The organism is Sphingobium agrisoli (assembly GCF_041877245.1).
Lineage (GTDB): Bacteria > Pseudomonadota > Alphaproteobacteria > Sphingomonadales > Sphingomonadaceae > Sphingobium.
Genome location: NZ_JBHDJI010000009.1, coordinates 32,606 through 53,354 on the forward strand (window position 1 = coordinate 32,606; position 20,749 = coordinate 53,354).

19 protein-coding genes are annotated in these 20,749 nt (G+C 64.9%); 7 read left to right on the plus strand and 12 right to left on the minus strand.

Annotated elements, in window-relative coordinates; translation table 11 throughout:
• The 3 genes from ACETPF_RS14830 to ACETPF_RS14840 are packed head-to-tail and all read right to left on the minus strand — an operon-like array spanning position 1 to position 2,633.
• The gene (locus tag ACETPF_RS14830; protein WP_373935320.1) at positions 1 to 990 is read right to left on the minus strand and encodes an NADPH:quinone oxidoreductase family protein; all 990 of its coding nucleotides are present in this window, start codon (positions 988 to 990) and stop codon (positions 1 to 3) included.
• Positions 991 to 1,029: 39 nt separating this feature from the next.
• A complete protein-coding gene (locus ACETPF_RS14835) occupies positions 1,030 to 2,220 on the minus strand; it encodes a thiolase family protein (RefSeq protein ID WP_373935321.1) in 1,191 nt (396 codons plus the stop codon).
• Positions 2,217 to 2,633 (minus strand): Zn-ribbon domain-containing OB-fold protein, encoded by a 417-nt coding sequence (locus ACETPF_RS14840; protein WP_373935322.1) that lies wholly within the window; start codon positions 2,631 to 2,633, stop codon positions 2,217 to 2,219. Before ACETPF_RS14840 ends, ACETPF_RS14835 begins: the two co-directional genes overlap by 4 nt.
• A 208-nt stretch (positions 2,634 to 2,841) precedes the next feature.
• Here ACETPF_RS14840 and ACETPF_RS14845 point away from each other — a divergent pair, with 208 nt between their 5' ends.
• Together ACETPF_RS14845 and ACETPF_RS14850 are read left to right on the plus strand one after the other, a co-directional pair.
• Positions 2,842 to 3,162 (plus strand): 2Fe-2S iron-sulfur cluster-binding protein, encoded by a 321-nt coding sequence (locus ACETPF_RS14845; protein WP_373935323.1) that lies wholly within the window; start codon positions 2,842 to 2,844, stop codon positions 3,160 to 3,162.
• 275 nt (positions 3,163 to 3,437) lie between these two features.
• Complete coding sequence (locus ACETPF_RS14850; protein ID WP_373935324.1) at positions 3,438 to 4,730, plus strand: amidohydrolase family protein; 1,293 nt, start codon at positions 3,438 to 3,440, stop codon at positions 4,728 to 4,730.
• A 115-nt stretch (positions 4,731 to 4,845) separates the two neighbouring features.
• On the opposite strand, the gene ACETPF_RS14855 is transcribed toward ACETPF_RS14850, so the two are convergent.
• Complete coding sequence (locus ACETPF_RS14855; RefSeq protein WP_373935325.1) at positions 4,846 to 6,183, minus strand: LLM class flavin-dependent oxidoreductase; 1,338 nt, start codon at positions 6,181 to 6,183, stop codon at positions 4,846 to 4,848.
• 164 nt (positions 6,184 to 6,347) lie between these two features.
• Between ACETPF_RS14855 and ACETPF_RS14860 the strand changes: the two genes are divergently transcribed.
• Complete coding sequence (locus ACETPF_RS14860) at positions 6,348 to 8,441, plus strand: GMC oxidoreductase (protein WP_373935326.1); 2,094 nt, start codon at positions 6,348 to 6,350, stop codon at positions 8,439 to 8,441.
• A 93-nt stretch (positions 8,442 to 8,534) separates the two neighbouring features.
• On the opposite strand, the gene ACETPF_RS14865 is transcribed toward ACETPF_RS14860, so the two are convergent.
• The 3 genes from ACETPF_RS14865 to ACETPF_RS14875 form a co-directional block, all read right to left on the minus strand.
• Entirely contained in the window at positions 8,535 to 10,283 is a 1,749-nt protein-coding gene (locus tag ACETPF_RS14865) for an N-acyl-D-amino-acid deacylase family protein (protein WP_373935327.1), read from the minus strand.
• A gap of 138 nt (positions 10,284 to 10,421) precedes the next feature.
• On the minus strand, positions 10,422 to 11,375 hold the full coding sequence (locus ACETPF_RS14870) for an aldo/keto reductase (protein ID WP_373935328.1): 954 nt from the start codon (positions 11,373 to 11,375) through the stop codon (positions 10,422 to 10,424).
• 13 nt (positions 11,376 to 11,388) lie between these two features.
• Entirely contained in the window at positions 11,389 to 12,219 is an 831-nt protein-coding gene (locus ACETPF_RS14875) for a sugar phosphate isomerase/epimerase family protein (protein ID WP_373935329.1), read from the minus strand.
• 64 nt (positions 12,220 to 12,283) lie between these two features.
• Here ACETPF_RS14875 and ACETPF_RS14880 point away from each other — a divergent pair, with 64 nt between their 5' ends.
• The 4 genes from ACETPF_RS14880 (at position 12,284) to ACETPF_RS14895 (ending at position 16,513) form a co-directional block, all read left to right on the plus strand.
• The gene (locus ACETPF_RS14880; protein WP_373935330.1) at positions 12,284 to 13,240 is read left to right on the plus strand and encodes a phytanoyl-CoA dioxygenase family protein; all 957 of its coding nucleotides are present in this window, start codon (positions 12,284 to 12,286) and stop codon (positions 13,238 to 13,240) included.
• 98 nt (positions 13,241 to 13,338) lie between these two features.
• Complete coding sequence (locus ACETPF_RS14885) at positions 13,339 to 14,514, plus strand: cytochrome P450 (protein WP_373935331.1); 1,176 nt, start codon at positions 13,339 to 13,341, stop codon at positions 14,512 to 14,514.
• Positions 14,515 to 14,540: 26 nt separating this feature from the next.
• A complete protein-coding gene (locus ACETPF_RS14890) occupies positions 14,541 to 15,662 on the plus strand; it encodes an epoxide hydrolase family protein (RefSeq protein ID WP_373935332.1) in 1,122 nt (373 codons plus the stop codon).
• Positions 15,663 to 15,703: 41 nt separating this feature from the next.
• Complete coding sequence (locus ACETPF_RS14895; protein WP_373935333.1) at positions 15,704 to 16,513, plus strand: metal-dependent hydrolase; 810 nt, start codon at positions 15,704 to 15,706, stop codon at positions 16,511 to 16,513.
• Positions 16,514 to 16,551: 38 nt separating this feature from the next.
• On the opposite strand, the gene ACETPF_RS14900 is transcribed toward ACETPF_RS14895, so the two are convergent.
• From ACETPF_RS14900 to ACETPF_RS14920, 5 genes are all read right to left on the minus strand, one after another.
• Positions 16,552 to 17,277 carry an alpha/beta fold hydrolase gene (locus ACETPF_RS14900; protein ID WP_373935334.1) on the minus strand — a complete coding sequence of 242 codons (726 nt, stop codon included), beginning with the start codon at positions 17,275 to 17,277 and terminating at the stop codon, positions 16,552 to 16,554.
• A 78-nt stretch (positions 17,278 to 17,355) separates the two neighbouring features.
• Positions 17,356 to 18,498 (minus strand): thiolase family protein, encoded by a 1,143-nt coding sequence (locus ACETPF_RS14905; RefSeq protein WP_373935335.1) that lies wholly within the window; start codon positions 18,496 to 18,498, stop codon positions 17,356 to 17,358.
• A 2-nt stretch (positions 18,499 to 18,500) separates the two neighbouring features.
• Entirely contained in the window at positions 18,501 to 18,935 is a 435-nt protein-coding gene (locus ACETPF_RS14910; RefSeq protein ID WP_373935336.1) for a Zn-ribbon domain-containing OB-fold protein, read from the minus strand.
• A 60-nt stretch (positions 18,936 to 18,995) separates the two neighbouring features.
• Complete coding sequence (locus ACETPF_RS14915; RefSeq protein WP_373935337.1) at positions 18,996 to 19,802, minus strand: enoyl-CoA hydratase/isomerase family protein; 807 nt, start codon at positions 19,800 to 19,802, stop codon at positions 18,996 to 18,998.
• Between the two features lie 9 nt (positions 19,803 to 19,811).
• Positions 19,812 to 20,714: a crotonase/enoyl-CoA hydratase family protein gene (locus tag ACETPF_RS14920; RefSeq protein WP_373935338.1), complete on the minus strand. Its 903-nt coding sequence runs from the start codon at positions 20,712 to 20,714 to the stop codon at positions 19,812 to 19,814.
• Between the last annotated feature and the right edge of the window lie 35 nt (positions 20,715 to 20,749).

Genomic DNA, 20,749 nt, shown 5'->3' on the forward strand with positions numbered 1-20,749 from the left:
TCAGCCAATTCTTACCACAACCTTGCCCAGCGAGGTGCCCTGCGCAGCGGCAGCCATGGCGGCGCGGAAGTCGCCGAAATCAAATGTTGTGCCGACCGGAGGGCGCAGGCCTTCTGCGCACCAACGGGCAATCAGGGTCCGATTGGCCTGCTCACGCTCCGGTTCTTTCAGCGTAAACTGGCGAACGTCAACCCCTACCAGCGCCGCGCCCTTGAGCAGGGGCAGGTTGGCGGGCAGGCGGGGGATCGGCCCCCCGACGAAGCCGATGACCAGGTGGCGCCCACCCCAGGCCAAGCTGCGGAAGGCCGGTTCGAACAGGTCGCCGCCGACCGGGTCGAAGACCATGTCAATGCCTTTGCCCTCGGTCATGGCCTTCAGCGACTCGCGCCAGTTCGGCACGCTGTAGTCCAGTGCCAGGTCGGCACCATGGTCGAGGGCGAAGGCGCGTTTGCGGTCGGTTGACGCGCCTGCGATCACTCGCGCGCCGAGCCGCTTGGCGAGTTGCACCGCCGCCATGCCGACCCCGCCGGCCGCGCCCAGCACCAGCACCGTCTCGCCCGGCTTCAGGCTGCCCCGGTCCTTCAGCCCGTAGAGGGCCGTGGCATAGTTCGCGCGATAGCTGGCCGCCTCCTCGAAGCTCATACCGGCCGGAATGGGGGTCAGTTCCGTGGCCCGGGCCAGCACATGATCGGCCAGCACCCCGCTGAACCGGGTGACCGAAACGTTGTCGCCGGGCGCGACGTTCGTCACCCCGGCGCCGGCGGCCACAACCGTACCACTGCCTTCCGATCCGGGGACGAAGGGCACGTCGGGCGTAACCTGATATCCCCCCGCCGCGACCAGCACATCGGCATAGCCCAGGCTCACCGCGCGCAGGCGGACCAGTACCTCGCCCGGACCGGGGCGGGGCAGGGGGCTTTCGACCATCGCATAATTCTCGGGCGGACCCAGCTCCGTCGCCCTGACGCTGCGCATCGTTTCCGTGGTCACTGCTGCCTGTCTCCTGTTGGACATGACCGCCGGGGACGCCTAGTCGCGCACCAGCATCATGCATCCCGCCAGCGGTCCGCCGGCGGTCGTATTGATGCTGACCTTGAGGTCCCGGTTCACTTGCCGCGCTCCGCCACGGCGCCATAGCTGGGTGGCGCCCTCGTGCAACTGGCCATAGGCGTGCATCCGACCCGCCGAAAGCTGTCCCCCGCCGGTGTTGATCGGCAGTTCGCCCTCCAGTGCGATGCGGCTGCCGTCGCCGACGAAATCATTCTCCTCGCCCGGCCGGCAGAAGCCCGTGGCGGACATCCACGTGGCGGTGTGGAACGTTAATCCATCGTAGAACTGGGCGACATCGACATCCGCGGGCTTCAGGTCGGTCCGCTCCCACATCATTGCCGCGGCCGAGATAGCGGCCTGACGGCCCAGCGCCTCGCCTTCGATCTGGTCCCACGAATTGCGCACCTTCTGGGCGCAGCCGACCGCTTCTATCCGCAGCACTGGATTGGGCCCGTCGCGCGCCGCATCGTGCCGCGAGATGATGATGGCGCACGATCCGTCGCACGGCACATCGCAATCGAACAGCCGCACCGGCGTCGCGAGCATTTCCGATCCGAGATAGTCTTCCAGTGTGAACGGCTGTCGATAGACCGCCGCCGGGTTGAGCGAGGCGTTGCGCCGATTATTGACCGCGATGCGCCCGGTGGTCTCCGGCTTCAGCCCATAGTCGTGAACGAAACGCTGGAAATACAGCGCCTGCTGCACGGTGGCCGTGGTCGCGCCATAAGGCGCGAAAATGCCGAACTGGCTGTGGACCCGGTCGCCCTGCAACAGCGCATTCGCCTGGCGCGACAGCTTGCGTGCGCTGGCTTCGTAAACCGTGCGGAATACCAGCACATGCCGGCAATAACCGGCGGCGATCGCGCCGATGGCATTGAACACCGCGCCCAGTTGGCCCGGCACTTCGCCTCCACCCGAATACCAGTTCACGTTGAGCCGCAGCGCGTCCATCAACTGGGGTACACCGACCGGGGATATGCCGGAGGCATTGTTGTCGCTGCCGGGGTAGGAGGCAACCCCGTCGATGTCCGAGCGTTTGAGCCCCGCGTCCGCAATGGCCTCCATGCAGGCGTCGATCGTCAGCGCCAGCGCCGACTTCCGCGACCCGCGCGAAATCTCCGAAAGGCCGATGCCGGTGATCGCGGTCTCCTTCTCGCCGAACCGGGTCACGATTGCGCTCCTTCCACCGGGCGGAACAGCGGCACGAACAGGTCCTGTGCCTGTTCGAAGGTCACTTGCACCGGCATGTCGATTGTCACCTGTTCCGGATCAATCCCGACGATATTGGTCGGGATGCGAATGGTGGGGTCCTCGTCCAGTTCGACCAGGGCGAGCACATAGGGCACCGGCATGTCCGGCTGCCATTGCCGGTAATTGACCGAATAAGTGGCGACGCGACCATAGCCGGAAACCGCCTCCGGCACGACATCGCGACCTTCGCAGGCGGGGCAGAACGGCACCGGCGGATGGACGTAGCCGCGGCAGGCCTGGCAGCGGTGGATCAGCAGGACGCCCTGTTCCCCCCCGGTCCAGAAGGCGCGGTTATCGTCGGTAATGGCTGGCAGGCTTCTCACCATCGTCATCTTCTCCGTTGCACGCGGGCATTCTGCGGCCGGCAATTGGACATGAGTCCAGCGAGACATGTCATGCGCCGATGGATCGGGCAAGGGTGCGGCGCCCATCCTGCCGACACTACTTGACGATTTTGTCAGGACGCGCAATCCGATGTCCAGGACACATCGTAGCGCCTGCCTGGCCGGTTGCGCGCGGATGAGAGCAGGAGAGGCGCAGTTGACCACCATCCGTTTTATCGAGCACGGCGGCCGCGAGCATATTGTCGACGCGAGCGAGGGGCAGAGCCTGATGCGTGCCGCCAATGATCATGGCGTGCCGGGCATCCTGGCCGATTGCGGCGGGTTCCTGAGCTGTGCGACTTGCCACGTCTACATCCACGGTGACTCGGCCGGGCTGGTACCGCCCGCCACCGACAATGAACGGTCCATGCTGGAACTGGCGGTCGATCCGACCGAGTTCAGCCGCCTGTCCTGCCAGATTACGATAGGGCCGGAGATGGACGGCCTGGTGGTCAACATTCCCGAACGGCAGTTCTGAGTTCAGTTCCGCACCGACCTGACCTGGCCTGACCAAAGACCCCGGCCCGTCGCCATCCAGCGCAAGTCTGCCTGAACGCCCGCGCACCTGACGCTCCGCGGGGCGCGCTTCCGTGCCTGCAAAACCCTTGCCATGGGGGCTTCGCCGGGTTATTGACGATGTGTCAGAAAAATCCGCCCGTCCATTTCGATTCGGGGGTGCGGCCGACTGGCAGGGACACAACCGCGGACGCGAGGCCGCAGAGCAGGAGAGATCAGGCCATGAAAATGGAAGATATGGTGATCGTCAGCGTGGACGACCACGCGGTTGAACCGACAGATGCGTTCTTCAAACATTATACCGGCATCCACCAGGATGAAGCGCCGCGTGTGATCGAGCACAAAGGCAAGGATGTCTGGCTGTGGAACGACACGATTTTTCCGACGATCGGGCTGAATGCCGTCGCCGGCCGCCCACGGTCCGAATATGGCATGGAGCCTGACCGTTTCAACCAGATGCGCGAGGGCTGCTACAATGCGAAGGCGCGTATCGCCGACATGAATGTCAACGGCATTTGCGGTTCGCTGAACTTCCCGACATTCCCCTCATTTGCCGGCAACCAGTTCGTCAAGGCCGGCATGGCCGGTCATCATGACAAGGCCCTGCGCGCTGTGCGGGCATGGAATGACTGGCATGTGCTGGAATGGTGCGCCGAAGGGCCGGGCCGGTTCATTCCGATGATCATCCTGCCGCTGTGGGACATGGACGCGACGCTTGCGGAAATGAAGCGTTGGGCCGGGAAGGGCGTGCACGCCGTCAGCTTCCCCGACAATCCGGCGCGCGTGGGGACGCTGCCCAGCATCCATAACGAATATTGGGAGCCGTTCTGGAAGGCCTGCGTCGAGCACAAGATGGTCATCAACTGCCACATAGGCACCGGTGGCGCGGCCGAGCATGCCTCCGCCGAATCCCCGATCGATGCGTGGATCACGACGATGCCGATCTCGATCTCCAACGCGGCGGCCGACTGGCTGTTCGCCGACTTCATGCGGCGCTATCCCGATCTGCGCATGGCATTGTCGGAGGGCGGAATCGGCTGGATTCCCTACCTGCTCGAGCGGGCCGATTATACCTATGAGCACCATCGCGAGTGGACGTTCTGCAATTTCGATGAGCTGCGCCCGTCGGATATCTTCAAGCGCCAGATCATCACCTGCTTCGTGGATGACAAGTTCGGCCTCAATAGCCTCGAATACATGAATCCTGACATGGTCACCTATGAGGTGGATTATCCCCACTCGGATACTCTGTGGCCGAATTGCCCCGAGTATCTCTGGGCATCCATCAAGCATCTGGATCGTGAGATCATTGACAAGATCTCTCACCAGAACGTGATGCGCGAGTATAATTACGATCCCTATACGGTGCTGGGTGGTCGCGAAAACTGCACGGTCGCCCACCTGCGCGAACTGGGCAAGGACGTTGACGTTTCGCCGCGCGCGAACCTGGGCGGTCTCAAGACCGACAGCATGGATGCGACCCGCCGCGTCACCTCGGGCGATATCATGCAGATGTTCGCCTCCGCGTAACTATACCAAGCCCGGTTCAACCGGGTGCAATCAGAGGGGCCTCCGCCAGTCGGGGGCCCCTTTGTTGTGACGGGTGCCGGTTCCGTTCAGGCCGGATTGCGGCAGGCGGGGTACGTCAGCAAACGCCGCCCGGCACCGGCAGCCCCAGGTGGCCGCGCAGAGTATCTGCCTCGTACTCGGTGCGGAACAGGCCGCGCGCCTGCAGGATCGGTACCACCTTGTCGACGAAATCGTCCAACTCCTGCGGCAGGAGGTTGCACGACACCAGGAAGCCGTCCGCAGCCCCTTCGCGATACCATTCTTCCATCACGTCGGCGATCAGCTCGGGCGGCCCGGCTGCGATCACGCTGGTCAGCCCACGCACCAGCTTGACCGCGAGCTGCCGGATGGTCAGCCCCTCCTTTGCCGCTGCCGAGCGCACCTGTTCGAACAGGGTGCGCGACGCGTTGGTCACCGGCACGTCCTCCGGCAATGGCCCGTCCAGCGGATAGGGGGTCAGGTCCACCCCGCCCAGCGAGGCTTCGAGGTGGGCCAGCGCGAAATCCATGTCGACCAGCGCGTCAAGCTCCGCCAACTTGGCCTGAGCGGCTTCGACTGTCTCGCCGATCACCGGCACGAAATTGTGCAGAGACTTGATCGAATCGGGATCGCGCCCTGCGGCCGCGGCACGGTTGCGGATGTCGGTACGGAAGGCCTTGGCTGTTGCCAGATCGGGTGAGATCGAAAATGTCACGTCGGCGATCTGCGCGGCCAGGTCGCGGCCCGGCCCGGAGGCGCCTGCCTGCACGATGATCGGGCGGCCTTGGCGCGACGGGGGGACGGACAATATGCCATCGGCCTTGTGGAACCTGCCGTCATATTGGAAGCGATGAATCTTGGTCTCGTCGAACAATATGCCGCTCTGCTTGTCGCCCACGCACATGCCCGGCTCGGTCGTCTTCCAGTAGCCGCGGACGACATCGGCGGTTTCATGTGCGACTTCGTAGCGAGAGTCGTGGTTGGGTGCGCTTTCCAGCCCGTGGTTCAGCGCCTCCGCGCGCAGGCCCGAGGTAACGAGATTCCAGCCCGCCCGGCCGCCGCTGATCAGGTCCAGGCCCGCGACATGGCGGGCGATGTGATAGGGCGGGTAGTAGGTCGATGACATGGTGATGATGAAGCCGAGCCTCTCGGTAACCGCCGACAGCGCCGAGAGCATGGTCAGGGGATCGAACTGGAAAGTGGTGAAGGCGGTGCGGCACATCATGTTGCGCGGCAGGTCACGCACGCAAAGCTGGTCCGCGCTGAACATGAAGTCGAACTTGCCGCGTTCAGAGGTCTGCGCGATCCTCTTGTAGAACTGGAAGTCCAGCCCCGAATCCGGCTGGGCATCGGGATGCCGCCACGTCGCCTGATGCTGTCCGCCGGTGTAAACGATCGTGCCGAGGATCATGTGTCCTCCGGTGCGGCTGGCCATGCGCGCCTTCCCTCTCCGGTCCGGGCGAGGCTGCCTGAACCGCCACCCGATTGTTATCGATGCCGGAGGATAGTATTTTCCTGACAGAAATGTCAAATTACGCTCAGCCCCGACAGCGGCCAAATCGCTCTAGAAACGGGTCTCGGTGGAGAGGCGCAGACGCAATGACGCATGCTGATGTATTGATCGTGGGCGCCGGGGCGGCGGGTGGCATTGCCGCGCGCCGGCTGGCTGAGGCCGGCCTGAAAGTGGTGGCGCTGGAACAGGGCGAATGGCAGGCACCCGATCGCTATCGCGGCAGCGAATGGGATTGGGAACTGACCGCCGCCCGGCAGTGGGCGACACGCCCTGATATTCGCCGGAGCCGGGCCGACTATCCGATCGACTTCTCCGACTCGGATATGCACATCCTCAACTTCAACGGGGTGGGCGGATCGACCATCCTGTTCAACGGCGTGTGGAACCGGCTGATCCGTTCCAACTTCGAACTGCGTAGCCGCTTCGGCATCGCCGACGACTGGCCGATCCGTTACGAGGATCTGGCGCCGTGGTACGATGCCACCGACCGCAGCGTGGGCGTGTCGGGTCTGGGCGGCCATCCGGCCTATCCGCCGCACGAGGACTTTCCGCTGCCGCCGCTGCCGATCGAGGGCAAGGCAGTCGAGATCGCGCGGGCACTCGCCGCGCGCGGTTGGCACTGGTGGCCCGAAACCAATGCCATCCTCTCGTCCGCTTATGACGGGCGCCATCCCTGCGTGCAGCGCGGGACCTGTTCGAGCGGGTGCAACGAAGGCGCCAAATCCTCCATCGACCTGACCCACTGGCGACCCTTTGTCGCGCAGAGCGGCCGGCTGGTCACCGGCGCGCGGGTGCGACGCATCACGGTCGACCGGCAGGGGCTGGCCAGCGGGGCGGAATGGATCGACCGCGCCGGGGCGGTGCATCACCAGTCGGCCGCGGTCGTGCTGGTCGCCGGTAACGGCATCGGCACGCCGCGGCTCCTGCTGGCATCGGCCTGCGATCGTTTTCCCGATGGCCTCGCCAACCGGTCCGGGCTGGTCGGCAAGCGGCTGATGATGCACCCTTGCGCCTTCGTCCACGGCCTGTTCCCCGAGCAGCTCCACAGTTGGCAGGGCCGCAACGGCTCGACGCTCCAGTGCCTGGAGTTCACGCCCCACGTGCCGGGTCGCGGCTATGACGGTGGGGCCAAGTGGTCACTGCATCCGGCCGGTGGCGGCCCGCTGGCCGAGGCGATGCGGCTGTTTGCCGCCGGGGTGCCGCCGGAGCAGTTTCATGCCCGGTTCGATGCACAGTTCGGGCACCGGCTGAAATGGGTTATCCTGGCCGAGGACCTGCCGGACGAGGGCAACCGGGTCGAACTCCACCCCTCCCTGACCGATGACGACGGCATTCCGGCCGCGCGGATCGTGTATCGCACCAGCGACAGCGCACGCCGCGCGCTGGACCACAATGTCGCCCAGGCCACGCAAATCCTGCGTGACGCCGGTGCGTATGCGATCGAGGCAAGCAGCCCGGCACCGGTCGGCGCCCACCTGCTTGGCACCGCGTGCATGGGCGACGATCCTGACGGTTCCGTGGTGGACCCGTGGTGCATGGCGCACGACATCCCCAATCTGGGGATCATTGATGGCAGCGTGTTCGTCACAGCCGGGGCGGTCAATCCCACCAGCACGATCTGTGCGCTGGCGCTCCGCGCGGCCGATCATCTGATCCGCCACCGCGCCGCCCTGCCCACACCAACGATGACCCATGCACCGAAACCCGCTCCGGCGCCGGTCGTACAGGCGCGGGCGGAACCGCCGGAGCAGCCCGATCCGGGGTTGGGCGCGGAGCAGCAGGCACGGCTGGCGCAGGTGGCGGATGCGCTGATCCCGGCGGTGGATCATTTGCCGGCGGCCGGGGCGATGATCGATGCGGCGGCGCTGTCCCGCCTCTTCGGCGTGCGGCCGGATTTGGCGGCAGAACTCCGCCGCTTGCTGGCGGTGCCGGTGTCCGATCCAGCCGCCTTTGTTCAGGCGCTCGCCGACCGTGATCCGGCGGGGCGCGAAGCCCTGCTGACCGCGATTGCCGGGATCTATTTCCTGGACCCGCGGGTGCGCGAAAGGATCGGCTATGAAGGCCAGGTGGCGCTACCCCGGTCCCCGGATCGCTATCCGGCCTATCTGGCCGAGGGCCTGCTCGACCATGTTCTAGCCGATGGTTGGGCGGAACGGTGGGAAGCCGGGGCAACGCACTAGAAACGGATGTCTGGGGCCGGTCCTGATCGCTGTGGATCAGGACCGGCCCCTAGGTCTGTTGGCTATGGCGCGCGAATGGCGCCGGCCAGGCGTTCAGGCCATGGCCGGCACGGCCGCGGCTGTCTGGCGGCCGCGGATCAGGCGGCCCGGATAGGCGCCGGTCGGCTGGTCGTCCTGTACGATGACTTCACCCGACACGATCGTCCAGCGATAGCCGACGGCACTCTGGTCCAGCCGACGCCCGCCGCCCGGCAGGTCATCGACGATCCGCGGCGCGTGGAGCGTCATGGCCGCATGGTCGAGGATGTTGATATCGGCCTTGTATCCCGGCGCCAGGATGCCGCGGTCGCCCAGCCCCATCACATTGGCGGGTGCGGAGGTCAGCGCCTTGACCGCCTCTTCCAGGGTCAGCCGCTCACCCTGCCGGTCGCGCACCCAATGGGTCAGGACGAAAGTGGGATAGCTGGAATCGCAGATCAGGCCATAATGCGCCCCGCCGTCGCCAAGACCGATCACGCAGTTCGGATCGCGCATCATCTCCATCAGATAGTCGAGCGAGCCGTAGGCGTAATTGGCGATCGCAACCAGCAGCAGCGCGTGCCCGTCGTTCTCCAGCAGCAGATCATAAGCGATTTCTTCCGGCGGCCGGCCTTCGCGACGGGACATCGCCGCAACGCTGGTTTCCGGGTCGGGCTCATAGCAGGGCGGATCGCCCAGACGGTACATGTTCTGCCACTGCCGGGTCATCGCGGTCATCGGCAGCAGGGTATCGCCCGGCTCCTCGTTCACGATCCGGGCGCGCACCTCCGGCCGACGCATTTCGGCCACGCGCTCGGCCAGGGGCAGATGCGCGATGGCCTGGTAGGACGGGCAATAGACGAAGGGATTGCTGGTCAGTTCCAGCCCGGCCAGCATCCCCACAGGACGCGGGAAGAACTGCGGATGGACCAGGCCGCCCCCTGCCTTGTTGTGCTCCTGGGTCAGGCGCAGCAACTCCCGCCAGTGATCGGGATGCTCCTTCACCTGCGACATCGTGTAGGTGACCGGCAGACCGGAGGCCTCGCTCATAATCTTCATCAGCGAGAAGCAGGATTCCGCCGACGAACCAAAGGTGCCCAGGTCCGGCAGTATCTGCATCACCCCGCCGCCGGCGTCGCGCACCGCGCGGGCAGCATTCGCCAGTTCTTCGGCATCCACGTCGAAACTGGGAACATGCTCCCCGTCGGCACGGCGGTCGAACGCGGTACGGGTCGAACCAAAACCCAGGGCGCCGGCGCGCACGCCTTCGCTGATCACATCGTGCATCGCCTTCAGGTCATCGGCATCGGCGGGCACGCGGTCGGCGCCGCGCTTGCCCATCGTGTAGACGCGGACAGCGGAATGCGGGACCAGCACACCCACGTCGATGTCGCGCGCGCGCGCCTCGACCGCATTCAGAAACTCCGGGAAGGTTTCCCATTCCCAGGTCAGGCCTTCCTTCATCACCACGCCCGGAATGTCCTCGACCCCTTCCATCGTGATGCACAGCAGGGGGCGGTCCTCGGGACGGCAGGGCGCGAAGCCGACGCCGCAATTGCCCATCACCACGGTGGTGACGCCATGCGAGGAGGAGGGATTGAGCCGCGACGACCAGATCGCCTGGCCGTCATAATGGGTGTGCAGGTCGATGAAGCCGGGGGTGACGGTCAGGCCGGTGGCGTCGATTTCCGACTCGGCCGTTCCATCCGCCTGACCGACCGCGACGATCACGCCATTGCGCACGGCGATATCCGCGACCCGGGCGGCCGCGCCCGTGCCGTCGACCACAGTTCCGCCGCGGATTATCAGGTCATAAGTTTCCATTACGTCCTCCATTGATCTTGATCTTCGGCGGCGCCGTCTTGTGCCGGACGTGGCCAACCAGTTGCTATTGCGCGCCTTCTACCATGGCGCCGTCATTTAGCCCACGGCCGCACGGCCGAGGCGGGTCGCGGAACCCGGCTAGGCCGGGGTGCTGGCCGCCGCGTCCAGCAGCGCCATCTGCTCCCCGTCCAGCTTCAGGGCGATTGCCGGCAGCAAGTCCTCGACCTGCTCGACGCTCGTCGCGCTCACGATCGGTCCCGTCACGCCTGGCGTGGCGATGATCCAGGCCAGCGCGATCTGGGCGGGCGTGGCGCCGGTCTGCGCCGCAACGCTGTCCAGCGCCGCCAGTACCGCTTCGCCGCGGGCATTGAAATAGCGGCTGAGCGCCGAACGGCGGCTGCTGTTCTCGATATCTGCCGGCTTGCGGTATTTGCCGGTCAGAAAACCGCTGGCCAGCGCGAAAAAGGTCATCACGCCCATGCCGCGTTCGGCGCAGAACGCGCGGTACTTGGGCGGGAACGCGTTCACCGCCATCAGGTTGAGCTGTGGCTGATAAACCGTGTAGCCGGCCAGTCCGAGCCGGTCGCTGATGTCGAGCGACGATGCGAGCCGGTCTTGGCGGAAGTTTGACGCGCCGAGCAGCCGTACCTTGCCGGCCTGCACCAGCCGGTCGAACGCCCGCACCACGTCTTCCTGCGGCACGCTCTCATCGTCCTGGTGCGCGAAATAAACGTCGATATAGTCGGTATCGAGGCGTCGCAGCGAAGCCTCTATCCCCGCCTCGATGGTGTGGGGCCGCAGCCCCTTTTCGCCGTTGATCTCCAGCAGGCCGACCTTGGTCGCAATCTGCACCTCGTCACGATTGCCGCGTGATTTCATCCAGCGGCCGATGATCGTTTCCGACTCGCCGCCGACGTTGCCGGGGGCATAGGCATAATAAGCGTCAGCCGTGTCGATCATCGTCGCGCCGCCGGCAAAGAAGGCGTCCAGCACCTCGAAACTGCGCTGCTCGTCGATGGTCCAGCCGAAGACATTGCCGCCAACCACCAGGGGGCCAATCGCCATTCCGGTGTCGCCAAGTGCTTTCAACATGTATGTTTGCCTTTCAGGAAATGCGGGTCGCGCAATCTGCGCGCAGAAAATCGACCGAGGCCGCCAGCAGGGTGGAGACCCGCTCTGCCGGCGTCAGTCCGGTGAAGGCCGTCGACATGCGCGGGATCTCGAGGCCCAGGGGAAGGACAGGCAGGGCATCGATCAGGGCGTCCAGGGGAAAGTCGCCGGTGCCCGGCAGCATCCGGTCCGACGCGCTTTCATGCTCCAGCCCGGCCGCGGGAACGGCCAGCGGGCCGTCGCAGAGCTGGACGTGGCCGATCAGGCCTGGGTCCATCGCCCGCACCTGCTCGACCGAGCCGCCCGAACGCACCAGATGCAGAATATCCAGGAGCACGCCGGTGCCGGCATCGCCGGTGCGGCCGACCAGCTCTATCGCCTGCGGCAAGGTGCAGGGGCCACGGTACGACAGGAACTCCACATTGACCCGGATGCCGTGCGCCGCCGCCAGCCCTGTTAGCTGTACCAGCGACTCGGCCGTGCCCTCGCTACCGTCCTTGGCGATCGCCGTTGCGGTGGTGGCACCCAGTTCGGCACCCAGCGCGACGGCCGCTTCATATTGTGCAACGTCGGTGCCCGGGCCGACCCGGAATACCTCAAGATTGCGGGCGCGCACCCCCGCATCGCGCATCCGCCGGACCAGGGCGGCAGCGTCCGCGCGTTCGACACGGCATGGGGCAACGAATTGCGGCGTGGGGGAATTGACCCACAGGCTCATGCTGGAAAAGCCCGCCGCCGCCGCCATGTCCACGGCTTCGGCGACCGGCACGTCGAGCACCGGCAGGGGCTCCAGGCATAATTGCCCGATGGCATCCTCTCGCTTCACTAAGGCCCTTTCTTCCTTGTACTAATCCGCGCGTCCGGTAGGCACTCGGGCGTCTGGCCGGGGCTTGGAATCGACCCCGCTCAAGTACCGGATCGACGCCTCATTCGATTCATTTGACAGTTTCGTCAGAAAAGTCCATACCACCGATACGCACCAGGCCGAAGCCATAATTGCGAAAGGCGAAACAATGAGCTCTGCAGTCTCTGAAGTCGATCAGGCCCACGAACAGGTCGTGGCTCAGGCAACGGAAAATTCGAAGCGTTACAACTACCAGCGCGACGGTTTCCAGATTTCCCCGGGACCGCTGCTGACCGAAACCCAGGTGCGCGATGCGCGCGAGCATGCGTGGCGGGTGCTGAACGGCATCTACGAAACCGGCATCGCGCCGCGCACCAACACCGGCGGCGTGGATACCGCCAAGCATCCGCCCTATATCGAATCGCAGATGCCGCAGGACGCGGACAATGTCCTGCACGAGATCATGAGCAGCTCGCGCATGGCGGAGTGGGCTGCCGAGGTGACCGGGGCCAAGCGCCTGAAGGTGTTCAATTTCATGGTCATGGCCAAATATCCGGGGTCGTCGACCAAGACCGTTGTGGGCTGGCACCAGGATCGCCGCTATTTCGAAAAGATCATAAATGGCCGCAGCGTCAATGTGTGGGTTGCGCTGGATGACGTGCCGGTGGAACTCGGGCCGCTGCGTTTCGTCCCTGGCTCGCACCGTTGGGACGCGCTGTACGACAACGGTTTCTTCGAGCATGATACCGATCGTCAGAAGGAAGACATCGTTGTGCCGGAGGGCCAGGTCTGGACCGAGCTGGATTCCGTCCTGCCGGCGGGCTGGGCGTCGGCGCACCACACCCACCTGCTGCACGGCAGCGGCATGAACGTCGGCAGCAAGCCGCGGATCAGCATGCTGCTCAACTATGGCATCGATGAATTTACCATGGTCCCGGAAAGCTATTTCGCGACCCGGCATGACGACCTGCGCGCAACGCCGATCGTCTATCAGGCCGCCTGAGCGCGGCGCCACCGGCTCCATACACTCTTGCGACTTGGGGCGCCCGGTATCCGTCGGGCGCCCCAATACACAGAAAACCAGGAAGAGGATGAAGGACTGTGCTGGACCTCCGCGTGCCCCCGGCCCATGTGCCCCCGTCCGCCCTTTTTGATTTCGACATCGAGTACGACCCCAGATTGAAGGGGGATCCCCATCGCGGCGTCGGGCGGCTTCAGTATGAGGCGCCCGAACTGTTCTACAGTCCGCGCAGCGGGAACTGGATCGCGCGCGGGCATGACGTGATCCACGAGATCATGCAGGATTCGGAGCGTTTTTTCAGCGGCGGGTTCCAGCACAAGCTGCTGCCGATCCATGCCAATCCGCCCGAGCACGCTTTCTATCGCAAGGTGTTGCTCACCGCCTTCTCGCCCAAGGTGGTCGGCGCGCTGCTGCCGCTGATCGAGCAACTGGCCGCTGATCTGATCGACGCGGTGGTGCCGGCCGGCGAATGTGAATTCGTGTCCGCGGTAGCCGAACCGCTGCCGGTTACCGTTTTCATGAACATGCTGGGCATCCCGCTGTCGCTGATGGCGCCGGTCCGCAAGCTGGTGATCGCCGCGTTGCGGACCAGTGACCCGGCGGCGCGTGCCGCGCTGTTCGATGAGCAGCTTGAACTGTTCGATCCGATCATCCGGCACCATCTTGATACGCCGCAGGATGACATGCTGGGCATCATCATCCGTTCCGAGATCGATGGGCGGGCGCCGGATTTCGAGGAATTGCGGGGCTATCTGCTGCTGCTGGCGAATGCCGGGCTGGACACCGTGGTCAATGCGATGACCTTCTCGATCAAGCATCTCGCGGAGGATCTGGAACTGCAGCGGCGGCTTCGCGCCGAGCCGGAGCAGGTGCCGATGGCGGTGGAGGAGTTTCTGCGACTCTACGCCCCTTCGACCCTCAGCCGCTATGCCACGCGCGATACCACGCTGCGCGGGTGCACCATCAAGGCCGGCGAGCGGATCATCCTGCTGCTGCCGGCCGGGAACCTGGACGCCGCCGTCTTTGACGAACCGTCCACCTTCCAGCTTGACCGCCAGACCCCGACGCTCACCTTCGGAACCGGCGTGCATCGGTGCCTGGGGTCGCATCTGGCGCGGATCGAGATGCGCGTTGTCATCACCCAATGCCTGGCCCGCCTGCCCGAGTTCCGTTTGGATGCCGGGGTCCCGGCTCGACCTTATGCGGGCATGGTGTACGGGATCGAGGCACTCGGTCTGCGCTGGACGCATGCCTGACGCCATCCACAGGAAGGGAGTTCCGGTTGTCGATCGAACAGTTCAGGATTTCGGTTAGCCAGGATCGGCTGGATCGGATCGCCGCCAAGCTGGCCGATGCCCGCATTGGCCCAGCGCCCGCAGACGAGGCCGATTGGGCCCTGGGCATGAGCGCCGGCTATCTGGCCGAGTTGGTGGAGTTCTGGCGCACGGACTATGACTGGCGGGCCGAAGAGGCGGCGCTGAACCGCTATCCGCAGTATCTGGCGACGATCGACGGCCTGCCGATCCACTTCCAGCATATCGTCGCCCCCGGCGGCTATCCGATACCGATTGTCCTGACCCACGGCTGGCCCGGCTCGATCGTGGAGTTCCAGGCGGTCATACCGAAACTGGTGGAGGCGGGGTTCTCGGTAGTGGTGCCGTCGCTGCCCGGCTATGGCTGGTCCGGCCGGCCGGCCAATCCGGTGGGTCCTGCCTATACCGCCGGTCTGTGGCGCAAGCTGCTGGTGGACGTGCTGGGCTATCCCCGCTTCTTCGCGCAGGGCGGGGACTGGGGCTCGATGGTGACGAGTTGGCTTGGTGCGAACCATGCGGACGTGGTGCCGGCCATCCACCTCAACCTGTTCCGCACCGTCCTGCCGGGACCGGATGCGACTGCCCCGCTGAAGGACTATTGGGCAAAAGTCGGCCAGGTCATGGCGAGCGAGAGCGCCTATCAGCAGTTGCACCAGACCAGACCGCAGACGATCGGTCTGGCACTTCACGACAATCCGGTCGGCTGGGCCGCCTGGGTGATCGAAAAGTTCCAGCGATGGAGCGATTCGAACGGCAACATTGAAAGCCGCTTCACCAAAGGACAGCTTATAACGAACCTGATGACATACTTAACCACCGACAGTGTGATGTCGTCGATCTGGTTCTATTATGGCAATACGCGGGAGTCGAAGCTCCTCCTTCCGCTGAAGGTGCCTACCGGGCTGGCCGCCTACCCGGGCGAGTTCTTGCCTGTACCCGACCGCGATCTGGCCCAGTTGGCCTACAACGTGGAGCACTACGCCACGATGGCAGCAGGCGGGCACTTCGCCGCGATGGAAGTACCTGATATATTTGCGGCCGATATTCTGGCGTTTTTCACGCCGCGTGCCGGGAAAACGATAAGCGCCTGAGCCAGCCGGTGGCACCGTAAAGATTTGAAGGAGGATGGAACGTGAAAGCGAGGCAACCGCAGTTCGATTTTTCGACCACCCCGGTGCATTGGTCGGTCACTCCCGAATTTGCCCAGCGGATGAACGCTTCGTCGATCATCATCCCGCATCTCGAGCGGTTCCTGAACCGCGTCATGGCGCGTGCGCTGACGCAGTTGAAGGACGATCGCCATGCTGATCTGCGGGCCGACGTACGCACCTTCATTCGTCAGGAATCGAACCATTACGCCACCCACCAGCGCCAGGCGGAGATGCTGACGCGCGACGGCTATGATTTCGCCGAGCTGGATGCCTGGGTCGAAGGCGAATATGCCCGGCTGTTCGAAAGCCAGTCGCTGCCGTTCCTGTGCGCCTATTGCGACGGGTTCGAGACCCTGGGCCCCATCACGGCCAAGATCTGGCTCGACAATGAACTGGGCGAGCTGACCGGCTCGGCCGACCCGCAGATCGTCGATATGTGGAAGTGGCACCTGACCGAGGAGTTCGAGCATCGCTCGGTCTGCTTCGACGTGTTTCATGCGATCCACGGCGGCTATTTCCTGCGGCTGCGCGGCTTTTTCGCGCAACTTCGTCACTTCAAGATGATGATCACGCGCGTGACCAACTTCCTGCTGGAGTGCGACCGCAAGAATATGACCGAGGCTGAGCGTGCAGAATCGCTGGCCCGTGAAAAGGCGGCAAGCGATCGCGTCGCCAAGGCCATGATGCCCCGGCTGGCCAAGGTGCTGCTCCCCACCTACAATCCACGCAATCTGGCAGAGCCGGACAACTATCAGTCGTATATCGCCAAATACGAACCCCTCGCGGCCTGAACGGAAACCGACACGCGGTCGCGCCCGTCGTTCATGGTCTAGGCGGCCGCGTGCAGCAGGCCTGTCAGTTCCTCCGGCGCGGAGTAGAATGGCGAGTGGTCGGCATTTAGCAAAACCACCTCGCACGGTTGCCGCGCGATCATATAATCCTGCAGGGCGGGGGGAAGCGCGCGGTCCTGTTCGCAGCGGATATAGCTGCGCGGGATCGTGCCATAACGTTGCGCGGTCAGGACGACAGGGCTGGTGCGCATGGCGATCGGCTCCGGTGTCAGGCGGGCAAAGGCGGCCTCCGCCTTGTCGGGCGGGCAACTGTTGTAGAAGCTATCGATCGCCGCCTGCCGTCCGTGGCAAATGGAGGTGCGCCCATCCGGCGCAACGCCGACCGCATCGGCCAGGGGTGATTTCCCGGCAGGGGCAAAGCTGCCAACCAACGTGTCCATCGATTCACCGGGCAGTGCCATGACGGCAGCAAGATATACCAACCGCTTCACGGCCCGTGGGGCCAGTTCCGCCGCCCGGCTGATCACGATGCCGCCCCGGCTGTGACCGACGAGGACGGCAGGCTCCGCACTGGCGCTGGCCATTCCGGCGATGAACATCGCCCATTCGTCCAGGCTGGCGACGTGGCCAGAGGCGGCATCCTCGCCCATGCCCGGCAGGTCAGGCGCGAGCACCCGATGGCCGTGGCCGGTGAGAGCGGGCGCGATTTCTTCCCAGCACCAGCCACCGTGCCACGCGCCGTGAACCAGGATGAATGTCGCCATCGCGGCCGCTCCTTCTCCATTCATGCCATGATCGGTGTCCGGCAGCGGGCCCGCAGCCCCGCTGCCCGGCCCTTGGACCTACTTCTGCAGGATGGTGATGGCGCAGTTGCCGCCGGCCCCCAGAACGTGGCCCAGCGCGGTTTTGGCGCCCTCCACCTGACGGGGACCGCAGGTGCCGCGCAACTGGGCCACCAGTTCGACGATCTGGCCGAGATGCGATGCGCCCACCGGCTCGCCCTTGCTGATCAGGCCGCCGCTCATGTTGACCGGATGCTTGCCGCCGATACTGGTATGGCCGTCCTGCACCAGGCGGCCGCCCTCGCCCACCGGGCAGAGGCCGAGCTCCTCGTAAATCTCGATCTCGCAGAAGGCGTCGGTGTCCTGCACCTCGAAGCAGTCGATCTCCTCCACACCAAAGCCGGCAGCGGCGTAGGCGCGTGCCGCCGTCACCTCGGTCGGGCCAAGGTTGTCCATGGTCGCGCTCATCGTTTCAGCGGGGCAGCGGAAGTCCGATGAGTAGCGCGAGATGGTGTGCGCCGCGGCGGCAATGCGGATGCCCTGGGCGCCGAGTTCGCGGACCTTGCGTTCCGATGCGAGCACGACAGCCGCGGCACCGTCGTTAGGAGCGCAGATTTCGAGCAGGCGGATCGGGTCGCATACCAGCGGCGAGTTCAGGATCGTCTCCATCGAGAACTCCTTCTGATACATCGCCATCGGGTTGTGGACGCTGTTCAGGTGGTTCTTGTGCGCGACCATCGCGATCTGTTCGTGCGTGGTGCCATATTCGTGCATGTGCCGCATCGCGCGCATCGACCAGTAGGCCGGGTTCATCGACATGCCGAGTTCGATCTGCCACGGGCTGTAGATCATCGAGGGGTCCATGAAGCCGCGCGGCATCTTTTCCGTCCCCGCCACCAGTACCAGATCGGCTTCGCCGGCCCGGATCGCCAGCATCCCCTGGAGCAGGGCGGCGCCGCCGCTGGCGCAGGCCGCCTCGATGTCGATGACCGAGATGTCGGTCGCGCCCAGGCAGCGCAAGATGCGGGCGCCGGAGGTGGCGGGCAGGTACATCCGCGCCATGTAGGCGGCCTGGATGTCACGCCATTCGACCCCCGCGTCCGACAGGGCGGCGGCCGCCGCCTCCGACCCGATCTGCTGGTAGGACTTATCGAACCGCCCGAACGGATGATAGCCGCTGCCGATGATGTAGACGTTGCTCACATTCATTCTCCCGTCGCGGCGTAGGCGAAGGCAACCACTTCGGCCTCATTCTCGTCAGTGCGCAGAACATAGGGATGCAGGCGCAGCGGCATGCCGATGCGGATGCTGTCGATCTCGGGCAGCAACGGCGCCATGATCCGTATCACCCCGTCGATTTCGACCAGCCCCAGCCCGAATGGCTTGAACTCGGCCGGGCCGCGATAATTGCCCGGCGGGCGGTGCCGCACGATCGTATAGGTGTATAGCGTGCCCTCATCGCCCAAAGTTACCTGCGACAGATCTTCCGATCCGCAGTTCGGGCAGGCCTCGAGCGTGCCGAGCCCCATCTCGCCGCACGATCCGCACTTGCTGCCGGCAAGATGCACATCGGCGATCGTGTCGAGCGGGCCGGAGAACAGCCCTTCCTTGATCGCAACCCGCTTCGTTTCGGTGGACATGGCAGTGATCCCATTTTTCAGGCTTGTGGCCGGTCCTGCCGGGGGCAGGGCGGTCGTTGGTTACATGTTGCGGAAGGTCGGCTGGCGTTTTTCGAGGAACGACTGCCTCTTTTCCGCCGCGTCTTCGGTGTGACGGGCCATGAAGACCGCGCGCGATTCCAGTTCGATCGCCGCGTCCAGGCTACCCGCGGCCTGGTTCAGCCACAGCGACTGCTTCGTCAGCCACACCCCTATCGGAACATTGGCCAATATGTTGCGGGCCACGTCCAGCGCGGCGTCAATCAGTTGATCGTCAGGCACGGCGCGCAGGACCAGCCCGATCCGCTCTGCCTCCTCCGCCAGGATCGGGCGGGCGGTCAGCAGGATTTCCGCGGCGCGCTGTGTACCCACCGCGCGCGGCAACAGATAGCTCATCCCCAGTTCATGGCCGGTACCGACGTTATGGATCGAATTGACGAACTTGGCCGCATGCCCGGCGATGCACATGTCCGCGGCCAGCGCCAGGGCGAAGCCGATGCCTGCGGCGGCACCGTTCACCGCGGCGATCACCGGCTGCGGCAACTGGCGCATCAGCACCGGGATCGACCCCAGTTCCGTAATGTTGTGGCGCGCACGGTAGGTGGGCCCCAGTTCGGTATCATCCAGCCACTTCGCGGTGCCCTTGCTCTTCAGGTCGTGGCCGGCGCAGAAGGCGCGACCAGTGCCGGTCAGGATCACCACGCGCGTCTTGGAATCGTGCTTCAGCCCGCGCAGGATGTCGATCAACTCGGCATAAGTGTCGATCGTGAAGGCGTTGAGCTGGTCCGGCCGGTTGAGGGTAAGGCGCCGGACGCCGGGCAACACATCGTCGATGAGGATGTCAGACATGGCGTTTCCTCAGGCATCCCACCATTTGGCGCGGGCGAAGCTGTCCCCGAACGGCTCGTCACGGTTGCGCAGCGCCTGCTTCAGCCCGGCGGTTGCCATATCGTGCCGGAACTGGCTACGGCGCGGCCCGCGACCCGTATGCGCGATTGCGTCCTGGGTGGCGGAAAACCGCTGCAGCGTCCGTGCGCCCTGCAATTCGAGCGCCATGTTCACCACGCGCTTGTGGGTGGCCAGGATTTCCGGATCGACCAGCGCCACCCGCTGCGCCAGCGTCTCGACCTCTGCATCCAGCTTGTCGGCGGGGACGGCGTCGAGCACCAGCCCGACACGCGCGGCATCACGGCCCAGCAGGGTATCGCCGGTCATCAGGATACGCTTGGCCCATTGCGGACCAAGATGGTAGACCCACATATGCGATGGCGGCGTGCCGTTGGCGCGTGCGGCGGGAAAGCCGATCTTCGCGTCGTCGGCGGCGATCACCATGTCGCAGAAGAACACGAGATCGGTACCCCCTGCCAGGCAATTGCCCTGCACCTTGGCGATCACCGGCTTGTGCAGGTCGAAGATCGTCATCATGTACCGCTGCGTCGCTTCCAGGTGCCAGCTATCGTCATCGATCGTGCCGAAGCGGGTGCGATAGGTGACCTCTTCCGTCGGCTCGGTCTGGTCCTTCTTCACATCGTTGTAGGTGGTCACGAGGTCGAAGCCAGCGCAGAAATCCTTGCCGGCGGCCTGCAGCACCACGACATTGACGTCGGCACGGTCGTCGGCCTCGAGCAGGGCCGCCTCCAGTTCGATCATCATCGCCCGATTGAGCGAGTTGCGCTTTTCGGGCCGGTTCAGGGTAATTGTCGCGATCGCGCCATCGACCTTGAAATCGATGAATTCGGCTGGTTTAAGCCACTTGCTCATGCTGTTTCGCTCCATCAGGAACCTGCGCCGGAACG